Annotated in this window: 15 protein-coding genes and 1 tRNA gene; 5 read left to right on the top strand and 11 right to left on the bottom strand. The window is 61.5% G+C overall.

What is annotated here, in order from left to right; genetic code table 11:
- Window positions 1–13: 13 nt before the first annotated feature.
- The 10 genes from ACHEXL_RS05235 to cysS all read right to left on the bottom strand — a co-directional run bounded on the left by ACHEXL_RS05235 (window position 14) and on the right by cysS (window position 12,857).
- Window positions 14–1,780, bottom strand: a complete 1,767-nt coding sequence (locus tag ACHEXL_RS05235) for a ShlB/FhaC/HecB family hemolysin secretion/activation protein (RefSeq protein ID WP_416560960.1) — start codon at window positions 1,778–1,780, stop codon at window positions 14–16.
- Window positions 1,781–2,242: 462 nt separating this feature from the next.
- Window positions 2,243–4,867 (bottom strand): ATP-binding protein, encoded by a 2,625-nt coding sequence (locus tag ACHEXL_RS05230; protein ID WP_416560959.1) that lies wholly within the window; start codon window positions 4,865–4,867, stop codon window positions 2,243–2,245.
- On the bottom strand, window positions 4,867–5,739 hold the full coding sequence (locus ACHEXL_RS05225) for a response regulator transcription factor (protein ID WP_416560958.1): 873 nt from the start codon (window positions 5,737–5,739) through the stop codon (window positions 4,867–4,869). Before ACHEXL_RS05225 ends, ACHEXL_RS05230 begins: the two co-directional genes overlap by 1 nt.
- 124 nt (window positions 5,740–5,863) lie before the next feature.
- Window positions 5,864–6,865, bottom strand: a complete 1,002-nt coding sequence (locus ACHEXL_RS05220) for a hypothetical protein (RefSeq protein ID WP_416560957.1) — start codon at window positions 6,863–6,865, stop codon at window positions 5,864–5,866.
- Window positions 6,866–7,270: 405 nt separating this feature from the next.
- Window positions 7,271–7,363, bottom strand: a tRNA-Ser gene (locus ACHEXL_RS05215).
- A gap of 18 nt (window positions 7,364–7,381) precedes the next feature.
- Entirely contained in the window at window positions 7,382–8,644 is a 1,263-nt protein-coding gene (locus ACHEXL_RS05210; RefSeq protein WP_416560956.1) for an aspartate kinase, read from the bottom strand.
- Between the two features lie 199 nt (window positions 8,645–8,843).
- Window positions 8,844–9,785, bottom strand: a complete 942-nt coding sequence (tilS, locus tag ACHEXL_RS05205) for a tRNA lysidine(34) synthetase TilS (RefSeq protein WP_416560955.1) — start codon at window positions 9,783–9,785, stop codon at window positions 8,844–8,846.
- A gap of 29 nt (window positions 9,786–9,814) precedes the next feature.
- Window positions 9,815–10,789, bottom strand: coding sequence for an acetyl-CoA carboxylase carboxyltransferase subunit alpha (locus tag ACHEXL_RS05200; protein WP_108426830.1), 975 nt, complete (start codon window positions 10,787–10,789; stop codon window positions 9,815–9,817).
- 47 nt (window positions 10,790–10,836) lie between these two features.
- Window positions 10,837–11,499, bottom strand: coding sequence for a DNA-3-methyladenine glycosylase family protein (locus ACHEXL_RS05195; RefSeq protein WP_416560954.1), 663 nt, complete (start codon window positions 11,497–11,499; stop codon window positions 10,837–10,839).
- The gene (gene cysS, locus ACHEXL_RS05190) at window positions 11,481–12,857 is read right to left on the bottom strand and encodes a cysteine--tRNA ligase (RefSeq protein WP_416560953.1); all 1,377 of its coding nucleotides are present in this window, start codon (window positions 12,855–12,857) and stop codon (window positions 11,481–11,483) included. Before cysS ends, ACHEXL_RS05195 begins: the two co-directional genes overlap by 19 nt.
- Before the next feature lie 258 nt (window positions 12,858–13,115).
- On the opposite strand from cysS, the gene ACHEXL_RS05185 reads away from it, so the two are divergent.
- The 4 genes from ACHEXL_RS05185 to ACHEXL_RS05170 all read left to right on the top strand — a co-directional run bounded on the left by ACHEXL_RS05185 (window position 13,116) and on the right by ACHEXL_RS05170 (window position 15,681).
- Window positions 13,116–13,628, top strand: a complete 513-nt coding sequence (locus ACHEXL_RS05185; protein WP_416560952.1) for a tetratricopeptide repeat protein — start codon at window positions 13,116–13,118, stop codon at window positions 13,626–13,628.
- Between the two features lie 73 nt (window positions 13,629–13,701).
- On the top strand, window positions 13,702–14,379 hold the full coding sequence (locus tag ACHEXL_RS05180) for a peptidylprolyl isomerase (protein WP_416560951.1): 678 nt from the start codon (window positions 13,702–13,704) through the stop codon (window positions 14,377–14,379).
- A 4-nt stretch (window positions 14,380–14,383) separates the two neighbouring features.
- Window positions 14,384–14,890, top strand: coding sequence for a peptidylprolyl isomerase (locus tag ACHEXL_RS05175; protein WP_108426140.1), 507 nt, complete (start codon window positions 14,384–14,386; stop codon window positions 14,888–14,890).
- 11 nt (window positions 14,891–14,901) lie between these two features.
- On the top strand, window positions 14,902–15,681 hold the full coding sequence (locus tag ACHEXL_RS05170; protein WP_416560950.1) for a UDP-2,3-diacylglucosamine diphosphatase: 780 nt from the start codon (window positions 14,902–14,904) through the stop codon (window positions 15,679–15,681).
- A 78-nt stretch (window positions 15,682–15,759) separates the two neighbouring features.
- On the opposite strand, the gene ACHEXL_RS05165 is transcribed toward ACHEXL_RS05170, so the two are convergent.
- Window positions 15,760–18,516 carry a DUF349 domain-containing protein gene (locus ACHEXL_RS05165; protein ID WP_416560949.1) on the bottom strand — a complete coding sequence of 919 codons (2,757 nt, stop codon included), beginning with the start codon at window positions 18,514–18,516 and terminating at the stop codon, window positions 15,760–15,762.
- 415 nt (window positions 18,517–18,931) lie between these two features.
- Between ACHEXL_RS05165 and ACHEXL_RS05160 the strand changes: the two genes are divergently transcribed.
- Window positions 18,932–19,681, top strand: coding sequence for a transglycosylase SLT domain-containing protein (locus ACHEXL_RS05160; RefSeq protein WP_416560948.1), 750 nt, complete (start codon window positions 18,932–18,934; stop codon window positions 19,679–19,681).
- Window positions 19,682–19,813 lie beyond the last annotated feature (132 nt).

The following is a 19,813-nucleotide window of genomic DNA, read 5'->3' as shown; positions in this document are numbered from 1 at the left end:
GGCGTTAATGCACTCAGAATTCGACGTTCAGCGCCAACAACAAGCGACTGCGACTGGCTTTGCCATCGCTGTTGTTGCCATCGGCGCTGCGGCCAGGGTTGGTCCCCAAGGCGCGGGCCCAAGTCAGGTCCAGACGCCAATCGCCCGGCCGGACCCAGCTGAGGCCCAAGCCCGCACCGCTGAGGCTGTAAGTGTTCAAGCCCGTGGCGCTGTCGATCACTTGGTCGCCGGATTGGTGCACCCGAATGCGCCCCCAGTCGTAAAAGCCCGACAGCTCCAGTCGGTGTGCAGATGCGGGCCAAGCCCATGCGCGGCTCAAGGTCAGGCTGGCCACCATGCCGCTGTCACCTGCACCTTCTCCACCGGGGTAAGCGCGTACGCCACTGTTGCCGCCCAATGAAAACTTCTCGGAGGATTCCAGGTTGCGCGCCGCTTGTTGGCCGTTGAGCGACCACTGCGCCTTCCACTCACCCGGCAAGGATTGCAAGCGGGTGAAGGTGTACAACCACTTGTGAAAATGCCCATGGGCGCGGGGGCCGGCTTGGTCTTGCTCCAGGACCGCAGGCAGACGAGAGAGGTCCATGTGACCACGGTCCAACCCCAAGGACCAGTCGTTCAAGCCACCGCCACCCAGCGCATCGGTGATTTGACCACTCAAACCCCAGGACCACACCTGGGCCACTTTGTCGCCCAGTCGCTCGCCTGCAGCCGTATCCACAAAGGCCTTGCGGTCCCAACCCATCCGAGCACGCAGCTTGTAAGACGGCGTCAAATACAGCGGGTAGCTGGCACTGAGCCCCCCCATCAATGCCCGACCCTGCAAGCCCAATTCGGCCAAATCACCGCCCACGCGGTAACGCAAAGTGGTGAGCGAGCCTCCCAGCTTCAAGCCCGTGTGGCCCACCGGGACCGACAACTGACTGGTGAGCATGGCGATGCCGGAGCTGCCCACCGCATTCAAGAGGAGCGAATCGCCCAGACCCAGGGGACTGTTCAGGGTCAACAAACCCGTGGCACGTTCAACCCCGGTGTAAGGGCCACCGAAATTGTCAAAGGTCAAGCCGCCGCCAAGCTGTGGGGCTTCTTGAACCTCCACGGTCAAACGGGTGCTGCCGGGTTGGACGCCGCGATCGAGCGAAGCGGTGGCGTTCACGCCACTCAACTCGGCCGCGCGCAACAAGCCCTCTTCCAGCTGCTGTGCGTTCAGACGCCCCTGCTGCGCCAACAGGGGCGCTGCCACCATGGCGCGAATGCGTTCAGCACTCACCCGCTGGGCACCGCTGACCACAATGCCTTGCAAGCCACCATCGAGCAGGCCGGGCATGAGGCGAACTTCAATGTCGCCGCTGGTCACGTCCTGCGGCGGCAAATAAGCCTGCGCCAGGAGCCAGCCGCGAGCCTTCAGGGCACTGCTGACCTGCTCGGTCAAAGCCAACAGATCTGCGGCACTCAAAATCTGGCCCAAACTCGGCCGAGCCCATTCAGCCAACGCATCTTCTGGAGCCCATCCCTCGCCGCCGACAAAGCGGATGCTGCGAACGCGCACGCTGACGCCACTGTCAGCAGGCACGGTCCATTGCCGTTCGGGCATCACGATGCTGGGGGCTGTCTGCCGCGGCACGGCCTGAGGCATAGCCGCCTCTTGCTGACGCAAAATGCTGGCCGCCGATGGTAGGGTTTGTGCCAGAGTCGGGCCCGCCAAAGCCAACAAGCCCCAGAACGGGCCAGCCAGCAAGGACAAGGCGCAGGGCCGCAGCGAAATCATCGGCAAAGGAAACAAAACAAAGTCCTTACAAAAAAAGAACCCAACGGTGCGGCAGGTTCCGGGAAGTGGGGGCCGATGGCGCCAGCGCTGGAGCCCGTCATTGAACACACCAGGCCCACGCTGAGAGACCCTGACTCAGCTAGCGTTTTTATAAGTTTTTGCAATTCAGCGAACTCTTCACTTCGCACATGACAGGGCGAGAAGCCGCATCGCACAAAGCCGAGAAGACGGCTTTATGAAAAATGCGAACAAAATGAATTCGTCAAATATGACAATTTTAGATTTCACTCTGCGCCAGACCTATTCCTGGCGGCACCCACGGCAATCCCTGCCGCACTTTGTGTGCGGCAAGGCCATGCTCGCGGCTTTGTGCGGGTCGGGATGAAGTGTTTGGTAGAGCCAGCCGGGTGCGAGGGCTGTTGGGTCGCCCAAGCAGGCAGGGGCAAAGCCTTGAAAGTGGCAGCGCCGGCAAGGCCCTCAAGGGCGCGTGTCGGCGGCCTCGATCTGGGCGCTTAAAAACGCACCCAGGCCCTGCAAATCGAGCTGGCGCAAGGCCTGCAGCACATGGTCCGCCAGGGGCGCACATCCCGGCTGCTCGACCTGCAAGCGGCGCGCCCAGGCTTCAATGGCGGTCACCTGACCCAACTCCACCAGCTTGGCCAGATCGCGCAAGTGGTGCACATCGGGCAAGGCCAGTGCAGGGTCAGATGGCTCTGGCGCGCAGGCAACAGGCGATGGCAGCCCCCTCAGGTCGTGGTCCACCGCGTGTTCGCTCCAGTGCAAGTCGAGAAGATCGCCTATGCGTGCAAGCAGCTGGGCATGGTCGATCGGACGCAAAAATTCGGCGGCAAAGCGCAGCCGACCGTTCCAATGGGGCGGCGGGCTGGGGGGCGCCGCCGAGATCAGCACCACCGGCACCTGAGGAAAAAACTCCGCCACACGCTCGAGCACCAACCAACCGTCACCCTCCGGCATGTACTGGTCGGTCAGCACCAAGTCCAATGCGGGCCTCTTTTCCAGCAGGGCCTCCGCTTGTCTGCCATTGGCGGCACGCAGCACTTCAAAACCCAGGCCTTCGAGCAACTGGCTCAACACATTGCGGCTCACCGCCTCGTCGTCGACCACCAGCACTGCACGTCTGGGGCCCAGATAACCGGCTGCGTCAAAACCTTCCAGCCGCTCGTCTGACGAGGTCGCCTGCTCGGGCAGGCGCTGCACGGGCACGTTGAACACAAATTGCGCCCCTTGCTGGGGGGCACTGCGCACCTTCAGCCGACCGCCCATCAGTTCGACCAGCTGGCGTGCAATCGCCAGGCCCAAACCCGCCCCCTTGCCACCATAGTTGGCTTTGCTGTCGGCCCGCTCGAAGGGCCGGAAGATGCGCTCTTGCTCTTCTGCAGAAATGCCCTCGCCTGTATCACTGACTGTGAATTCAAGCTGCAACTGGGCCTGGCCATCTGAAGGTCGCGCGGTGACTTTCAAGGCAATCAACCCATCGCTCGTGTGCCGCGCTGCATTGGCCAGCAGGTTGCTCAACACCTGGCGCAAGCGTTCGGCATCGGCCCGGACGCTGAGGGTTTGCAAGTCTTGCCCCTCAAACACCAGCTCAAAGCGGTTGTTGCGCTGCACCGCCAACACACGGGCCATGCGCTCAATGCCACGCACAAAGGTACCCAAGCGCAAAGGAGCAGGCTCAATTTTGAGCATGCCGGCAGCGCCGCGGGCGTAGTCCAAGATGTGGTCAATCATGCGCAGCAACTGTCGGCCACTGTCAAAAATGCTGTTTAAGCCGTTCACCTGTGCGGCGCTGCGCGCCTCGCGGGACAACAGCTGGGCATTGCCCAAAACAATGTCCAGCGGACTGCGCAGTTCATGGCTCATGTGCGCCAAAAAGCGCAGCTGCGCAGCACTCTCAGCCCGCACACGCATGATTTCTTCTTGCAACTGGCGCGTTCGGTCCACCAAACCCAGCAACATCAAGGGCGAGCAGACAAAGATGCTCAAAAACGGCACCAGTGACCAATTGGGCGAGAAAGTGAACACGCCCCCGAGCACCAACAGGCGCATGACAGCGAAACCGAACAAGCTGATGAAAGCCACCATGATGATGCCCGCCGCACGGTCGCCATCACGCCAGGCTCGGGCGCTGAGCAAAGTGGCGTACAAACCGCACAAAACCACCAAGATGAAGCGCCAAGCGTCTGAGTCGATCAGATCCAGCTGACCGGCCAAGATCAAGCCCACAGTGGCATACACCGACACACGCATCTGCCACAGCAGCCAAGGGTAGCGGTGCACTTGGGGCAAAAAAGCACGCAAAAAGTGGTGCATGCCCAACAACACAATCAGACTGCCCACATCCCTGATGGCGCCGGACAAAGGCAGGTTTTGCGGCCAGAAAAAACGCTGAAAAGCCCCCTCTGTCACGCTGACCACCAAAAACTGACCCAACTGACCGATGGCAAACAGCCCGTAAATAACCTGCCGAGTCAGCGCCAGCATCATGAGCGAAAACACAAAAATCAGGCCCATGCCCCCAATGCCAACACTGACCCAGAACTGCCGCAACTGCTGAGTGTTGCGAAATTCGTCAGGTTTCCACAGGGCCGTGTACAAGCTGATGACGGTGTCCGATGACAGGCGCATCCAAGCGGTTTGTCGCTCATGCGGCCCCAGCACCATGGGCAGCACGCCATACGTTTTTTCAATGGCGCCGCGCTCGGCAATCGGTGTGAGGTAACCCAGGTGGCGCACATCCCACCCTGTGGGGCGCTCCAGGTAAAGGCTGATCTGCGCCATTTGAGGATGGCCCACCTCCAGCCAGCGTGCCGCCTCGGTTGCCGAAGAGTTGTGCAAACTCAGACGCAACCAAAACGCCTGCGCCTTCCAGCCTCGGACCACCGAGGACGGCTCCAAGGGCTGCCAATCACACGTTTGCGCAAGCAGCTTGTCAATGGTCAGGTCGGGTGATGTCGAACACCACTGCACGGCCATCGTCACGGGTTCATTGGCAGGCGCAGACCCGGCATACCCCAGCCGCGCCTGCAGCAAAAGCACCGCCAGCACAGCGAGCCCCAACCAAAAGCCGAGCCGTTTGCGCATCAACGCCCAGCCTGGGAAAGCCCCGGGGGCAACAAAGGCGGGTCGCCACCAAACGGCTCCAGCTCAGGATCGGACTCGCTCAACCCTTGGAGCTGGGCGCGCATCTCGCTGGGTGAGCAGCCAAAGCGCTGGCGAAAGGCTTTTGAAAAATTCGCCGGTGTGGAATAACCCAAAGCGTCGCTGATCACAGAAAAAGACGTTTGGGAGCCGCTGACTTGGCTGTTGGCCTGGCGCATCCGTTCTTCTCGCAACCAGCCAAACACGGGCTGGCCGCACAAGGCCTGAAAAGACTCGTTCAAACGACGGCGATTGGTGCCAACCAGCCGGGCCAAGCGGTCCAGGCTGGGCGGGTTGGCGATGGTTTCACGCAGCACCTGCTGAGCGGCCACCACCAAACGCATGTCCATGCTGGCCTCGCTGGATACGGCGAGTTGGCTTGGATCGCTGGACTCGAGAGGCGTCATGGTGCGCTGCAAGTGGACCCCTACCCGGGCCAGGACCTCTTGCACCTCAAAAGGCTTACCGATGTAATCCACCGCGCCTGCAGCAAAACCTTCCAGCCGCTCCGTCAAGTCATTGGCTGCCGTCAAAAAAATCACGGGAATTGTGCGCACGACCGGATGGGCCTTGAGCAAGCGGCAAGTGGCGATGCCATCCATGCCTGGCATGCGCACATCCATCAAGATCAAACTGGGCTTGAGCAAGATGGCCTGCTGGTAACCCCGCTCACCACTGAGGGCCACGCTCACGCGCAGATCTCTGAGGGTCATCATGTCCATCAAAAGGCGCAGGTCCGCCACCGAATCGTCAATCAACAAGACGTCGGTCTCCCCCACCAGGCCTGGATTCAACAAAGAAGCCACAGTCGTCATTAGATGACTTTAACTTTTTTCCGCCCGCCATCGAGGCAGCCAGCCACAGACTGCACCATCCGGTGCGGGCAGGAACAGCGCCAGTGCGGCTTGAAAAAGCAGCATCCGAGCGAGGGGGGCAAGGTCAAGGCCATGCGGATTGGAGACAGTCCGCAGGGTCGGCGAAATAAGCCGAGGGGCCCTGCTCGCGCAAGCGCTGCACGTAGCACGTGTGGCGTTTGGCCCATTCAAAAGCCCGCTCATCGCGCAACAAAGCAGGCAAATTGTTGATGGCCGCCTCGGCCAAAGACAGCGAGGTCAAGCCCATCGCTCTCAGCACCCCCTCGACCAACAACATGTCGGACACGAGGTAGGGTGCAAAGTTCGCTGGCAACTGGGTCAAAGCCACCAAGTCGGCAAAGGGCAGCGTGCTCAAACTGTCAATGGCCGCACTCAGCTCTTGCAGCGAGATCGCATCCCCTTGGGCCATGCCCATGCCCCGCAAGGCCGACCGAATGCCGCGGGTGACAGGCCGACTGATGGCCGTCAGGGTGCCGCCGCCGACCTCTGCAGACAGCGCCTGCAGTTGATGATCGGCCAAATCACGCGCTTGTTGCAACTGAGAGGCTTGCATCGGCAACAAATGGCAGGCCACAGCCTCACTTCGATTCAGGGTCTGGCACAGCAAACGTGACCATGATTTTTGACCTAACTCCACACCAAAGGACCGGTCATGACCGGCTACCTGCATGCTGCCGCCGCCCAGATCGAGCACGTGGCTGGTCTGCAGCCGCTGGCCCAAAGCTTGTTGGGCCGACGCGTGGCCATAACGCCCCTCCACGGAGGCAGGAATGATCAACACCGCCACCCCGGTTCGCTCGTACAGGACAGCCAGCTGCGTTGCCAACTCCGGGCCACCTTGTCGCCAAGCCAGGCGCCAGGCTGAAAAACCACCGCCCAAATGGTGACACCTTGGAGGCAGCTGAGCCTGCTGGGGTAATTCACGCAAAGCACTTTCAACGGCGGGCAGCAGCGACTCCAAACGCTGCCCCAGCATGAGGGGTGTGAGCAAATCGATGTCGCGAGAGGGCATGTTCACAGATTGCGCCAGACCGCTGGCAGCGGCCCGCACACCGGAAGAACCCATGTCAAAAACGAGACGACAGTCTTGCGGTGGTGAAGGCGATATGGGTGCCTGGGCTTGTGCCAGACCCAGGCCTGCCAAACAAAGCATGGCCAAACTGGCGATGGAGCGACACCAATCACGCAAAAATAGCCTTGATGGTAAGGACTGCCCGTTGGCGGCCATTTCAAACATACGCGGGTGTTGTCATGTCAAAGGTAAGGGGCGCCGCAGACCAAGGGCAGGCCATGACCGACGCAAGATTTAATTGCAATTTTTAGCCCAGAAGCCACGGATGCATCCGAGGTGGACAATCATAACGTCAGTACATCGCGCGGAGCGAGGCTGCACACGCAGACGTCTTGCGCTTACAACGCTGCCATAGCGCCAAGAAAAAAGCCCATGAGACTAATCTCACGGGCTTGGTTCTGGCGGAAACGGAGGGATTCGAACCCTCGATGAGGCTCTACACCCCATACTCCCTTAGCAGGGGAGCACCTTCGGCCACTCGGTCACGTTTCCAGTGGAACGAATTATAACTTAGGCTTGATCCAGATCGAAGGCTTTGTGCAATGCGCGTACCGCTAATTCCATGTATTTTTCATCGATCACGACCGAAGTCTTGATTTCGGATGTGGAGATCATCTGGATGTTGATGCCCTCTTCGCTCAGGCTGCGGAACATCTTGCTGGCCACGCCCACATGGCTGCGCATGCCGATGCCGACGATGGACACTTTGCAGATCTTGGCGTCGCCTGCGACTTCTGCCGCGCCCAGTGCGGGCAAGACTTTTTCCTTGAGCAAGTCGATGGTTTTGGCGTAGTCGTTGCGGTGCACGGTGAAGCTGAAATCGGTCTTGCCGTCTTTGCTCAGGTTCTGGATGATCACGTCCACTTCGATGTTGGCATCGGCCACAGCGCCCAGGATTTGGTAGGCAATGCCGGGCTTATCGGGCACGCCCAACACGGAAATTTTGGCTTCGTCGCGGTTGAATGCGATGCCGGAAACGACGGCTTGTTCCATTTGTTCGTCTTCCTCAAAAGTGATCAGGGTGCCGGATGCGGCTTCTTCGTTGATGTCGATGTCCCAGGGCGTGAAGCTCGACAGCACACGCATGGGCACTTTGTATTTGCCTGCAAATTCGACCGAGCGGATTTGCAAAACTTTGGAGCCGAGCGACGCCATCTCCAGCATCTCTTCAAAACTCACGGTGTGCAGACGACGGGCTTCGGGCACCACGCGGGGGTCGGTGGTGTAGACGCCGTCCACATCGGTATAGATCAGGCATTCGTCCGCCTTGAGGGCTGCAGCCACAGCCACGGCCGAGGTGTCCGAGCCGCCACGGCCCAAGGTGGTGATGTTGCCGTTCTCGTCCACGCCCTGAAAGCCGGTGATGATCACGACCTTGCCTGCGTTCAGATCGCCGCGCACGCGCACGTCGTCGATCGATTCGATGCGGGCTTTGGTGAAAGCGCTGTTGGTCTTGATGGGCACTTGCCAGCCCGCGTAGCTGACCGAAGGCTGGCCTTCGGCTTGCAGCGCAATGGCCAACAAGGCGGACGATGCCTGCTCGCCCGTAGAGGCCAGCATATCGAGTTCGCGGCTGTAAGCGGTGTCGGGCTTGGCGGGGGCCAACTCTTTGGCCAAGCCCAGCAAGCGGTTGGTCTCACCGCTCATGGCGCTGGGTACCACCACGATCTGGTGGCCAGCACGCGTCCATTTGGCCACGCGCTTGGCGACATTGCGGATGCGCTCGGTCGAGCCCATCGAGGTGCCGCCGTATTTGTGAACGATCAAAGCCATGTGTAGTTCTGAAAAGAAGGAGAAAGCAGGCGCTGGTTTCAAGAAATCAAGTGAAGCCAGCACTGCCTACGTCAAAAGGGGTTTAGGCCCCGGCAAAGCCTGTCAATTGTACCAACCGGGCTGACGCCTCCATGACCCGACAAATCGCCCTGCTCATGCGCACGACGCGGATATCCATCGCAGCCGAAGGCACGCCACATCAAGCCAAGTAAGACAAACAGGCCCCAGCCCGAACCACAAAGCCCTGCCCCACTTTCAGGTGCAAGCGGTGCCCCCGGGTGGTGCAGGCTGCCACCTGATCCAGCAGTTCATGCAGTTGCGCGGTGCTGGGCGTGGTGGCGTGGTGCTGCTTTAGCCAGTGGCGCAGCACCAGCACTTGGCGGGCACGGCTGAGCTGTTGCAACGCCAGGATGCGCGGCGGCACACACACCTGCGCCAGGTCTTGCGCCGCCACTTCGTTCAACACCTCTTGCGCCTGTGCAGCATGGGCAGCACTGCGGGCGAAGGTTTCACGAAAAGCGGGCAAGGCCTCGGCCAGCGCGGGCAAGACGCGGGCGCGGATGCGGTTGCGGGTGAACTTCTCGTCGGCGTTGCTGGGGTCGTCGACCCACCTTTGCCCCTGGCTGTGCAGCCATTCGCGCAATGCGGCGCCCGGCACAGCCAAGCAGGGGCGGTGCCAGTTAAGGCCTTGCCGCTGCCAATACATGGGCATGCTGGCCAGACCGGGCAGGCCTGCGCCGCGCGACAACGCGATCAGCAAGGTTTCCACTTGGTCGTCGGCGTGCTGGGCCAGGGCGACATCTCGCACCTCAGGCCACTCGCTTTGCACAGCTTCGGCCAGCGCGGCATAACGGGCTTGGCGGGCCGCGTCTTCGGGGCTTTGGCCGGGTGCGTGGCCCGCTTGCACCCGCCGCACCGCCAGTGGCACCCCAAGCGCCAGGCACAGCGCACGGCAATGCGCCTCAAAACCATCGGCAGCGGCTTGCAGGCCGTGGTGAATGTGCACCGCCCTCACCTGCCCGGGCCAGCGCCGTGCGCAGGCCACAAGCAATGCGGTCGAATCGGCCCCACCGCTGAGCGCCACGGCAAAAGGAAGGCCCGGGCTGAAATCAGCCAGGGCCTGTTCAAAGGTTTGCGCCATGTGTGAAGCCTGACGGCTCACCTGCCGTTTTATTTGCCCGCTTTGGTATCGGTGAAGCGGCCGTAGCTGTTGAGGCGTTCGTAGCGGCGCTCCAGCAGCTCTTTGGGCTTGAGGTCGGCCACTTGACGCCAGGCATCGCCCAAAGCACGTTTGAGGAAAGACACCATTTGCTCGGGGTCCCGGTGGGCACCGCCCACGGGTTCGTTGACGATTTTGTCGACCAGGTTCAAGGCCTTGAGGCGGTGTGCGGTGATGCCCAGGGCATCGGCGGCCACTTCGGCCTTGTCGCTGGTTTTCCACAAAATGGAAGCGCAGCCTTCGGGGCTGATGACCGAGTACACCGAGTACTGCAGCATCAGCACCTGATCGGCCACCGAAATGGCCAATGCGCCGCCGGAGCCGCCTTCGCCAATGATGGTGGTGATGATCGGCACTTCGAGCTGCGCCATCTCGAAAATGTTACGGCCGATGGCTTCGGACTGGCCGCGCTCTTCGGCGTCGATGCCAGGGTAGGCGCCGGGCGTGTCCACAAAGGTGAAGACGGGCAGCTTGAACTTTTCGGCGGTTTTCATGAGGCGCAGCGCTTTGCGGTAGCCCTCGGGCTTGCTCATGCCGAAGTTACGCAGCGTGCGCTCTTTCGTGTCGCGCCCTTTTTGCTGGCCCAGCACCATGCAGGCCTGGCCATTGAAACGGGCCAAACCGCCCACGATGGACAAATCGTCGGCAAAGTGGCGGTCGCCGTGCATCTCGACAAAGTCGGTGAAGATGCCGTTGATGTAGTCCAGCGTGTAGGGGCGCTCAGGGTGACGGGCGATTTTGGTGATCTGCCAGGGGGTCAGATCGCTGTAGATGTCTTTGGTCAGTTGCTGGCTTTTCTTGCTCAGCTGGTCGATTTCGAGGGTGATGTCCACCGCCGACTCGGTCTGCACATAACGCAACTCTTCGATCTTGGCTTCGAGTTCGGCAACGGGTTGCTCAAAGTCGAGAAATGTCTTTTTGGCCAAGTTGGGCTCCTCTGTTCTGTTTCCGGCTGGACGCGCTGTCCAGCCCTTCAATACGCCACGGGCACGGGGTCCAGCGAGCGCCAAATATACCAAGTCGCCACCGTGGCGTAGGGGCTCCAGGCCTGGGCCACTTCACGGGCATCGCTGCGGCTGACCGGCTCGCCCGAAAAGTAGTTGCGGCTGATGCCGTTGATCAAGCCCACATCGTCCAGCGGCAGCACATTCGGCCGCATGAGGTGAAAGATCAAGAACATCTCAGCCGTCCAGCGGCCAATACCCCGGATCGCCACCAACTCGTCGATGATGGCCTCGTCATCCATCTCTTGCCAGGCCTTGACGTGCACCGTGCCCGAGCTGAAATGCATGGCCAAATCGACCAGGTATTCGACCTTGCGGGCCGACAAACCAGCCGCCCGCATGTCGTCGACCTTGAGTTTGAGCACAGCAGCAGGCGTGAGCCTTTTGGGGAGCACCGAAAAACGGTCCCAAACCGACTGCGCCGCCTTGACGGAGATTTGCTGGCCCACGATGGACCGCGCCAAAGTGACAAAAGCATCGCCCCGCGTTTCCAAAATGGCGTCACCAAACTGAGGGATGAGTTTTTTCATGACCCGGTCTTTTTTGGCCAGGTGCGCACAGGCCTCGGCCCAATATGCGGGCGTGACAGGGGTCACCGCAGACGTGGCTGCGCTCACTGAGCCGCCTCCCATGTGGTTCCAGCGGCAGAATCTTTGAGTACGATGCCTTGCGCCAACAAATCGTTGCGGATGCGGTCAGCTTCGGCAAAGTTCTTGGCCTTTTTGGCGTCCGCTCTGGCCTGAATCTGCGCCTGAATGGCCGCTTCATCCAAACCGGCACCTGCCTGCAGGTAAACCGTGGGATCGGTTTGCAGCAAGCCGAGCAAGCCGCCCAAGGCTTTGAGCAAGCCAGCACGCTCGGCCGAGCCACTGCGGTTGACTTCGCCCGCCAGCTCAAACAGAATAGCCACCGCCTCGGGCGTGCCAAAGTCTTCGTCCATGGCGGCTTTGAAGCGCGCGGCCAAAGGGTCGGCCCAGTCGATTTGCACGTCGGCTGGCGGCACAGCCTGCAGTGCGGTGTACAAGCGCTTCAAAGCGCCTTTGGCGTCGTTCAGGTGCACGTCACTGTAATTGAGCGAGCTGCGGTAATGGCTGCGCACGATGAAAAAGCGCACCGTCTCGGCATCAAATTCTTGGAGCACATCGCGGATGGTGAAAAAATTGCCCAGGCTCTTGGACATCTTTTCGTTGTCCACATTGATGAAGCCGTTGTGCATCCAAAAGCGTGCCAAGGGCTGGCCGTTGGCACCTTCGCTCTGGGCGATTTCGTTTTCGTGGTGCGGAAACTGCAGGTCGGCGCCGCCGCCATGGATGTCAAAAGTCTGACCCAGCAGCTCGCAGGCCATGGCCGAGCACTCGATGTGCCAGCCGGGGCGGCCAGTGCCAAAGGGGCTGACCCATTTGACGTCTTCCGGCTCGGTGGGTTTGGCGCTCTTCCAGAGCACAAAGTCCAGCGGGTCTTGCTTGTCCGTCTCCACCGCCACGCGCTCGCCCGCATTCAGCTCATCGAGCGACTTGCCGGACAACTTGCCGTAACCCGCAAACTTGCGCACCGAATAATTCACGTCGCCGTTACCCGCACGGTAGGCCAGGCCTTTTTGCTCCAGCGTGCCGATCATGCTGAGCATTTGGGGCACGTAGTCGGTGGCGCGGGGCTCGTGTTGCGGGCGCTCAATGCCCAAGGCGTCGGCGTCCTGGTGCAATGCGTCGATCATGCGGTCGGTCAAACCCCGGATAGTTTCGCCGTTTTCCAGCGCGCGTTTGATGATCTTGTCATCGATGTCGGTGACGTTGCGCACATAAGTGACCCGGTAGCCGCTGGCTTTGAGCCAACGCTGCACCACGTCAAACGCGATCATCGAGCGGGCGTGGCCCAGGTGGCACAAGTCGTACACCGTCATGCCGCACACGTACATGCGCACATGGCCGGGCTCGGCCGGTGAAAACTCGGAGACAGCACGGCTCAGCGTGTTGAAGATGCGCAGACTCATGTCAGATCTAAGATTTTTTTAACAACCACCCACACGACAGCGTCCGGCATCGGCATCTGATCGGCTCAGGGAAATTCAGGAAATTCAGGAAATTCAAGGCGGCGAAGCGGGTTCAAAACCCTGCTTCTCGGGTGGGCAACAGGACCTGCCAACGGCCTGAAGGCCGCATGCCCTCCGCTACAATGAACCTTCAGTATATCCCCGACAGGGCCCCTGCTCCCAGTTCCTGGCAGCCCGAATTCAACACTTTTGGCGCGCATGCAAGCTCTTGTTTCCTTCGTATTGACCAGTCTTTTGCTGCTGTCCAGTGTGGGGGCTCAGGCGGACGTTTACCAGGACGTGAACCGGCTGATCGGGGCCGAGCAATGGTCCAAGGCCCAAGACCAAGCCCAAGAACACCTCAAGACCCGCCCTACCGACCCGCAAATGCGCCTCTTGCTCAGCCGCATTCAAGACGGTCAGGGCCAAACCACCGAGGCGATGGCCACCCTGCAGGCCTTGACCCAGTCGTTCCCCGAATTGCCCGAACCACACAACAACCTGGCCGCCCTGCTGGCCCGCCAAAACCGCTATGCCGAGGCGCTGGCCCAATTACAAGACGCTGTGCGGGCACGGCCCGATTACGGCACGGCCCTGGAAAACCTGGGCGATGTCTACATTGCGCTGGCCATTGAGGCCTACCAAAATGCCAGCCGGGTACCGGCCCCGCAGCCGCGCGTGACCCGCAAACGCCTGGCGGCTGAACAACTGCTCAAGTCATCGGCGCCTTAAGGCCAGTCACTTTGAACGCCCAGCCCTACCCTTACTTGCCCTTGCCCCACCCTAAACCCTTCGGAACATCCCCATGCGACGCTCCCGCTTTTTGACCTCTTTGGCCCTGACACTGGCTTTGGCATTGCCCATGGCCAGCCAGGCCCAGATATCCGGCGTGAGCAAGGTGCGCATCAGCACCTCGATGGGTGACATCGAAGCCGAGCTCTACGCCGACAAAGCCCCCAAAACCGTGACCAATTTTTTGCAGTATGTGAACGACAAGCACTACGACGGCACGATTTTTCACCGGGTGATTGCGGGCTTCATGGTGCAAGGCGGCGGCTATGACGCTCAATACAAAGAGAAGAAAACCCGCGCACCTGTGCCGCACGAAGGCCGACAGGCCTTGGCCGCTGGCCTGAAAAACACCACCGGCACGCTGGCCATGGCCCGCACCAACGACCCGCAATCGGCTACAGCGCAGTTTTTCATCAACGTGGTGGACAACGCTTTTCTGGACCCGACCCCGATCCCCGACGGTGACCCGGTGGCCAAATTTCAATACCAGGGCCGCGTTTACGAGAACGTGGCCCGCGCCCAACTGCTGAACGCACCCCAGCTGTTCGGCTACACCGTTTTTGGCAAAGTCACGTCCGGCATGGACGTGGTCCAAAAAATCCGCAACACGCCCACGGGCGCTGGCGGCCCCTTCCCGACCGATGTGCCCCGCACACCAGTCGTCATCCAATCCATCACTTTGTTGAAGTAACACCATGAGCAACCCACAAGTCGAACTGCACATCACCGGCTACGGCGTCATCACCCTCGAACTGGACGCTGAAAAAGCCCCCAAGTCGACCGAAAACTTTTTGGCCTATGTGAACAAGGGCCACTACAACAACACGATTTTTCACCGCGTGATCCCCGGCTTCATGATCCAGGGCGGCGGCTTCGAGCCCGGCATGAGCCAAAAACCCACCGACGCGGCCATCGAGAACGAAGCCAACAACGGTCTGAAAAACGACGAGTACACCGTGGCCATGGCCCGCACCTCGGCGCCCCACTCGGCCACAGCGCAGTTCTTCATCAACGTCGCCAAAAACGACTTTTTGAACCACACCGCACCTTCCATGCAAGGCTGGGGCTATGCCGTGTTCGGCAAAGTGGTCAAGGGCACCGAAGTGGTCGACCAGATCAAAGGCGTGAAAACCGGCAACCGCGGCGGCCACGGTGACGTGCCCAAAGAGGACGTCGTGATCGAAAAAGCCGTCGCACTGTGATGGGCTGAGCCGTGTCGGACCCGCGCACCACCCGGCCGAAGATTGGCCTGCTGACCGCGCCAGCGACATGGCAAACCGTGGACCTGATCTCGGACCTGCATTTGCAGGCCTCCGAGACCGCCACTTTTGAAGCCTGGCGTGACTACATGGCCCGCACGCCTGCCGATGCGGTGCTGATTCTGGGGGACTTGTTTGAAGTCTGGGTGGGCGACGATGCCGCTGCGCTCGACCCCTTTTTGCAAGCATGTGCCCAGGTGTTGCGCCAAACCGCGCAGCGCGCCCATGTCGCTTTCATGCCCGGCAACCGCGACTTTTTGGTGGGCCCGGATTACCTGGGCCGCTGTGGCGTTCAGCCCATGACCGACCCGACTTTGCTCGCACTGGGCACCCAACGCATTTTGCTCACCCACGGCGACGCGCTGTGCCTGGACGACAAACCATACCAAGCCTTCCGACTGCAGGCGCGCAGCCCTGAATGGCAGCAGGCGTTTTTGGCCAAGCCTATGGAAGAGCGTCAGGCGTTTGCACGCAGTTTGCGTGCGCTCAGCGAGTCGCAAAAGCACGAGGGCATGACCTTTGCCGACGCAGACCCAGAGATGAGCCTGTTCTGGCTGGCAGAGGCTCAAGCCGATGGCTTGGTGCACGGCCACACCCACCGCCCCGCCGACCACACGTTGGGCACTGCCCAACGGCATGTGCTGAGCGACTGGTCGCTGGACCACGCCCCTGTGCGGGCGCAGGTGTTCAGGCTGCAACGCGCCGGCGGTTCACAGCGGATCGATTGGCTTTAAAACAGCTTTCTTTTCAAGACCCGTACCGATCAAAAAAACGGCCGCTCGAAAGCGGCCGTTTTGCATGTGGCGAGGCCATCAGCCGCGCAGCAGGTTCTTCAAGACGTTTTGCAGACGGCGTGCCGTAGCCTCTTCGTGCGGGCCGGACAGCACCTGCGCCACATCCTGAGCCCAGGTTTCGCGGGGGCCTGGCTGGTTACGCTGGGTCAGCAGCTGCAATTGCAATGCGCGGCGCTCGTTCAAGCTGTCGGCCGGGGTGGGCACTTCGGCCGCCATTTCCAGACGCAACAAAGCCGTGGCAGCGGGCACCTTGGCGGGTGTACTGACCGCTTGCGCCCATGCCTGACGGGTCGCAGCGTTGATGGCGCGGCCCAACTCTTGTGCGCTGGGCAATGCTTCGGCCTGGCGCTCTTGCCAGGCGCTCATCAAGCGGGTCAGGGTTTCGCCGTGCGCTTGCGCGGCCAGTTTGCGCAGCGACATTTCGGCGCGCTCCATGGCTTCGCGCTGGGCACGGAAAGCGGCATCGCCCAGACGCGGACCGCGGTCTTCGCGGAAATCACGGCTTTCGCCACGACCACCGCGGTCGCCAAAGCGCTCACCGCCACGCTCACCTGGGCGGCCAGGGCCCCGGTCAGCTCCGGGACGCGCACCGCGCTCGCCGGGTCGGCCATCGCGGCGGCCATCGCGACCCGACACAGCTTCTGTTTTCTTTTGACCTGGGCGGTCATCGCCGCGCACGGCCACAACGGGCTTGGCGGGTTTGGGTGGAGCCACGGGGGCCGCAGGTGCTTCGGCCTCGGCGGCAGCCGCGCTCTCGCCCGGCTCAGCAGCCGATGCGGCTTCATCAGCAGGCAGGTCTGAAGCAGCTGGCGCGGACGAAGATGCTGGGTCAACAGCGGGTGCTGCGCTGGTTGCCTCCGCTTTGGCAGCCTGTGCTTCCTGCGCCTGGCCACGCAAGGCGGCATCGAGCGCAGCCATGGCCGCGCGGATCTTGCTGGCATCGCCACCGGCATTGGCTTCGTCCAGGGCTTTGGACGCATCGATCACGGCGCGGTCACGGGCGGTCAAGGGGGCGGCCGAGGCGTGGCGTTCAGTGCCTTTGCGCTGGAAAGCTTCGTCCAGCGGCGCACGGAACACTTCCCAGAGTTTCTGTTCGGTCTTGCGGTCCAGCGGCACCGATTGGGCTTCGACTTGCCAGCGTTGCTGCAGGGCCTTGACGGCGTCCACACGCAAAGCAGGCGCAGCGCCCAGCTCGCGGGCTTCGTTGATCAGGGCCTGACGGCGCTCGACACTGGCTTTCTGGGCCGCTTCGAGGCGGGCGGCAGCGGCTTTGAAAATCGCCTTCCACTGCGACTGCATCTCGCCAAAAGCTTTTTCACTCAGGTGGCCCGCGTTGCGCCAGCGGTCGGCGAATTGGTGCAGTGCACGCAGCTGGGCACGCCAGTCTTCGCTTTCGGCGTTGGCCGCCGTCCAGGATTTGACTTCGTCCATCAAGGCCACGCGCTGGGCGCGGTGTTCGGCGGACTCTTTTTTCATTTGCTCGAGCCAAGCCAGCACGGTTTTGTAGGCTTCGTTGCAAGCGGCATCGAACCGCTTCCACAGCGCATGGTTGGGCAAGCCGCCTTGGTCGGTTTGCTTCCAGCTGTCGCGCAATTGGCGCAGCTTGTCCTGCATCTTGCGGCCACCCACGGTGGGGGACTTGTCGGCGTCCAGCAGGCCTTCAGCCTGGGCCACCAGGGTCTGGCGCACCTGGTCGGCCAGCCAGCGCTGCCAGCCTTCGGCGTCACCCGCTGCGGTCAAGGCCTTGTGCACCCGCTCGTCCAAGGTGGTGTCCAGGTTCCTGCCGTGAGTTTTGAGGGCCGCACGCAAAGCGTTGAGCCCCTCGGGCAATGGGGCGCCTTCGCTCTCGGTGATCTGTTTTTCAAGCGCTTCCAGCACTTCGGTCACAGCCTTGAGGGCCTGCTCGCGCAGGGCCTGGCGCTGGGCCGCGTCCATTTTGGGTTTGGCAGGCTTGGGCTCTTTGGCGGCATCGCCAGGCGCAGGCGTTACTGCGAGGGACTGAACGTCCGCCACGACTTCACCGCGCAAACGGCGGATTTCATCGGCCCACACGGGCACCGATGGCAAGGCGGCGGTGGCATCGGCCTGGGCTTGCTGGGCCAGCGCCAAAGCGGCAGAAAAACCTTGCCAGACGGCCTGCAACTGGCTCTGCGCGGCATCGAGCTGGGCCGGGAACTTCAAATCCACGCTGGGCCAGACGGGGTTGGTGCTGAGCTGCCCAGCTTGGGCTTGCCACTGGGCGACATCGGCCTGCACCCCCGCCAAACCGGCTTGGGCCTCGGCCATGGGCTTGGTCGAGAGCACTTCGATGCGCTGCGCCAGCAAGACGGCGGCTTCGCGCTGCACCATCACCTGGTGCTGCAGGTCTTCCACGCCTTTGACCACTTCGGCCAAACGCAGCTTCAAACTGGCCAAGGGCTCGCGCGAGAGGGGTGCGCCCGCTTTGGCAGCGTCGCGCTGCCAGGCCATGGCGTCGCCAATGTTCAGGCGCGGGGCTTGCAGCATCTGCTCTGCTTTTTGCGCCCAGTCGCTGGCCAAGGCGTCCTGACCATGCTGGCGCTTGAGCTCGTCGAGCTTTTCCTTCAGGAGCTTGGCCGCGCCTTTGTCACGCGAGGCCATCTCGCGGTAGACCTCGGCCAGGGCGTCGGCAGCGGGTTCGGTCGAGAGCCATTCGCGCAGACGGGCGCTGCGCTCGCCTGAAGTGGCGGCATGGAAAGCCCCCCCGGTCAAGGAGTCCAGCGCGGCGAGGTCAAGAGGCTTTGAAGATGAAGTCACGGTAAAAACTTTAAAACACGGTCCATGCCAAATACGGCATCAGCGTCGGGCCGAGCACGCCAGCAAAATGTGCAGCGCAACAGGCGACAACCCCGTATTTTCGCTGGTATTTGGGCCGCCCCGACCTGCTGAGCGCAATACGCGGCAATCTCTTGTGATTTCGACCGCAGAAGGACTTCTATATACTCGTGAGAAATGATTTTTTAATTTGATAGTGTTGACTTGATATTAAATATTCCTAGAATTCGCCCATTCCAAGCCTAGGGATAACCCGGTACCGCTGCCGCCCCTGGCCGGTTCTGTCGCCGCACACCGGTGCGCCACAGGCCTCGCCCCCCACACCACCCACCCACGTGGCCGATGTCCATCGGCTGCGTTGGCCACGAGAGGAAGTGCTATGACAGCGTCATTGAACATGTCTCGCCTCGGTCTGTGTCTGCAGACCTGGGCTACCGATGTCCGAGAAGGTTTTATCGAAATTACCCGCCACAGCCTGGCCCTGTTCGGCTTGGTGGTCGTGATCGTGAGCCTGGGCTTTATGGCCCGCCCCAGTTTGCAAACAGCGGCCAGCGAAATGTTGCTGGGCTGGCTGCAAATCCGCCAAACCGAGGCGGTGGAAGCCCCTGTGGCCAGCAACGCGGCGACACGCTCGACCACGCAAAGCCTGAGCGATCTGACGCCCGACCAAGCGGCCGTGACCCGCTGGCTCAGCCGCAAGTACCGCGTCTCCAGCGAGCCTTTGGGGGCCATGGTGGCCGAGGCCTGGAGTTTGGGCGAACGCAGCCAGCTGCCCCCCAGCCTGATCCTGGCCATCATGGCGATCGAGTCACGATTCAATCCTTTTGCCTCAGGCAGTCAGGGCAACGTGGGCCTGATGCAGCTGGAAATCAAGGCCCATGCCGAGGCCTTGGGCCAGTTTGGCGGCACCCTGTCGGCCTTCGACCCGCTGACCAATGTGCGCTTGGGCGTGCGGCATTTGCAAAGCCTGCTGCAACAAACCAACACCTTGGAAGAAGCTTTGGCACTCTACGGCGCGTCTTCAGGCCAGGCCATGGAAAGCCAGTACGTCGACCGGGTCCTGGCGGAGCAAAAACTGCTGGACCAAGTCACCGAAAAACAAAAATCAGCCATGCTGGTGACCAAAATCAGCCCGACACGGCTGTGACCCGACCGGGTCTGGAAGCCCGCCGCGCTCGGCTACACTAGCAGCGTGCGCGACTGGCGATAGGAGCCCCCTCTTTTCTAAGATCAGACGGGATCACTCTGACGTGGAGCGCGGTGGCCGTCGGGCTACCCC

It is taken from the genome of Limnohabitans sp. YIMB22184 (assembly GCF_048020265.1).
Taxonomy (GTDB): Bacteria; Pseudomonadota; Gammaproteobacteria; order Burkholderiales; family Burkholderiaceae_C; genus Limnohabitans_A.
Note: the sequence above shows the minus strand (reverse complement) of the source record. Positions and strands in the feature narration are given on the sequence as shown.

Coding starts and splice junctions, on each gene's coding strand:
- ACHEXL_RS05230 (WP_416560959.1), bottom strand. CDS start 4,867: ATGCGCAAACGGCTCGGCTTTTGGTTGGGGCTCGCTGTGCTGGCGGTG.
- ACHEXL_RS05225 (WP_416560958.1), bottom strand. CDS start 5,739: ATGACGACTGTGGCTTCTTTGTTGAATCCAGGCCTGGTGGGGGAGACC.
- ACHEXL_RS05220 (WP_416560957.1), bottom strand. CDS start 6,865: ATGGGTTCTTCCGGTGTGCGGGCCGCTGCCAGCGGTCTGGCGCAATCT.
- ACHEXL_RS05210 (WP_416560956.1), bottom strand. CDS start 8,644: ATGGCTTTGATCGTTCACAAATACGGCGGCACCTCGATGGGCTCGACC.
- tilS (WP_416560955.1), bottom strand. CDS start 9,785: ATGGCGCAAACCTTTGAACAGGCCCTGGCTGATTTCAGCCCGGGCCTT.
- ACHEXL_RS05195 (WP_416560954.1), bottom strand. CDS start 11,499: ATGGGAGGCGGCTCAGTGAGCGCAGCCACGTCTGCGGTGACCCCTGTC.
- cysS (WP_416560953.1), bottom strand. CDS start 12,857: ATGAGTCTGCGCATCTTCAACACGCTGAGCCGTGCTGTCTCCGAGTTT.
- ACHEXL_RS05185 (WP_416560952.1), top strand. CDS start 13,116: ATGCAAGCTCTTGTTTCCTTCGTATTGACCAGTCTTTTGCTGCTGTCC.
- ACHEXL_RS05180 (WP_416560951.1), top strand. CDS start 13,702: ATGCGACGCTCCCGCTTTTTGACCTCTTTGGCCCTGACACTGGCTTTG.
- ACHEXL_RS05175 (WP_108426140.1), top strand. CDS start 14,384: ATGAGCAACCCACAAGTCGAACTGCACATCACCGGCTACGGCGTCATC.
- ACHEXL_RS05160 (WP_416560948.1), top strand. CDS start 18,932: ATGTCTCGCCTCGGTCTGTGTCTGCAGACCTGGGCTACCGATGTCCGA.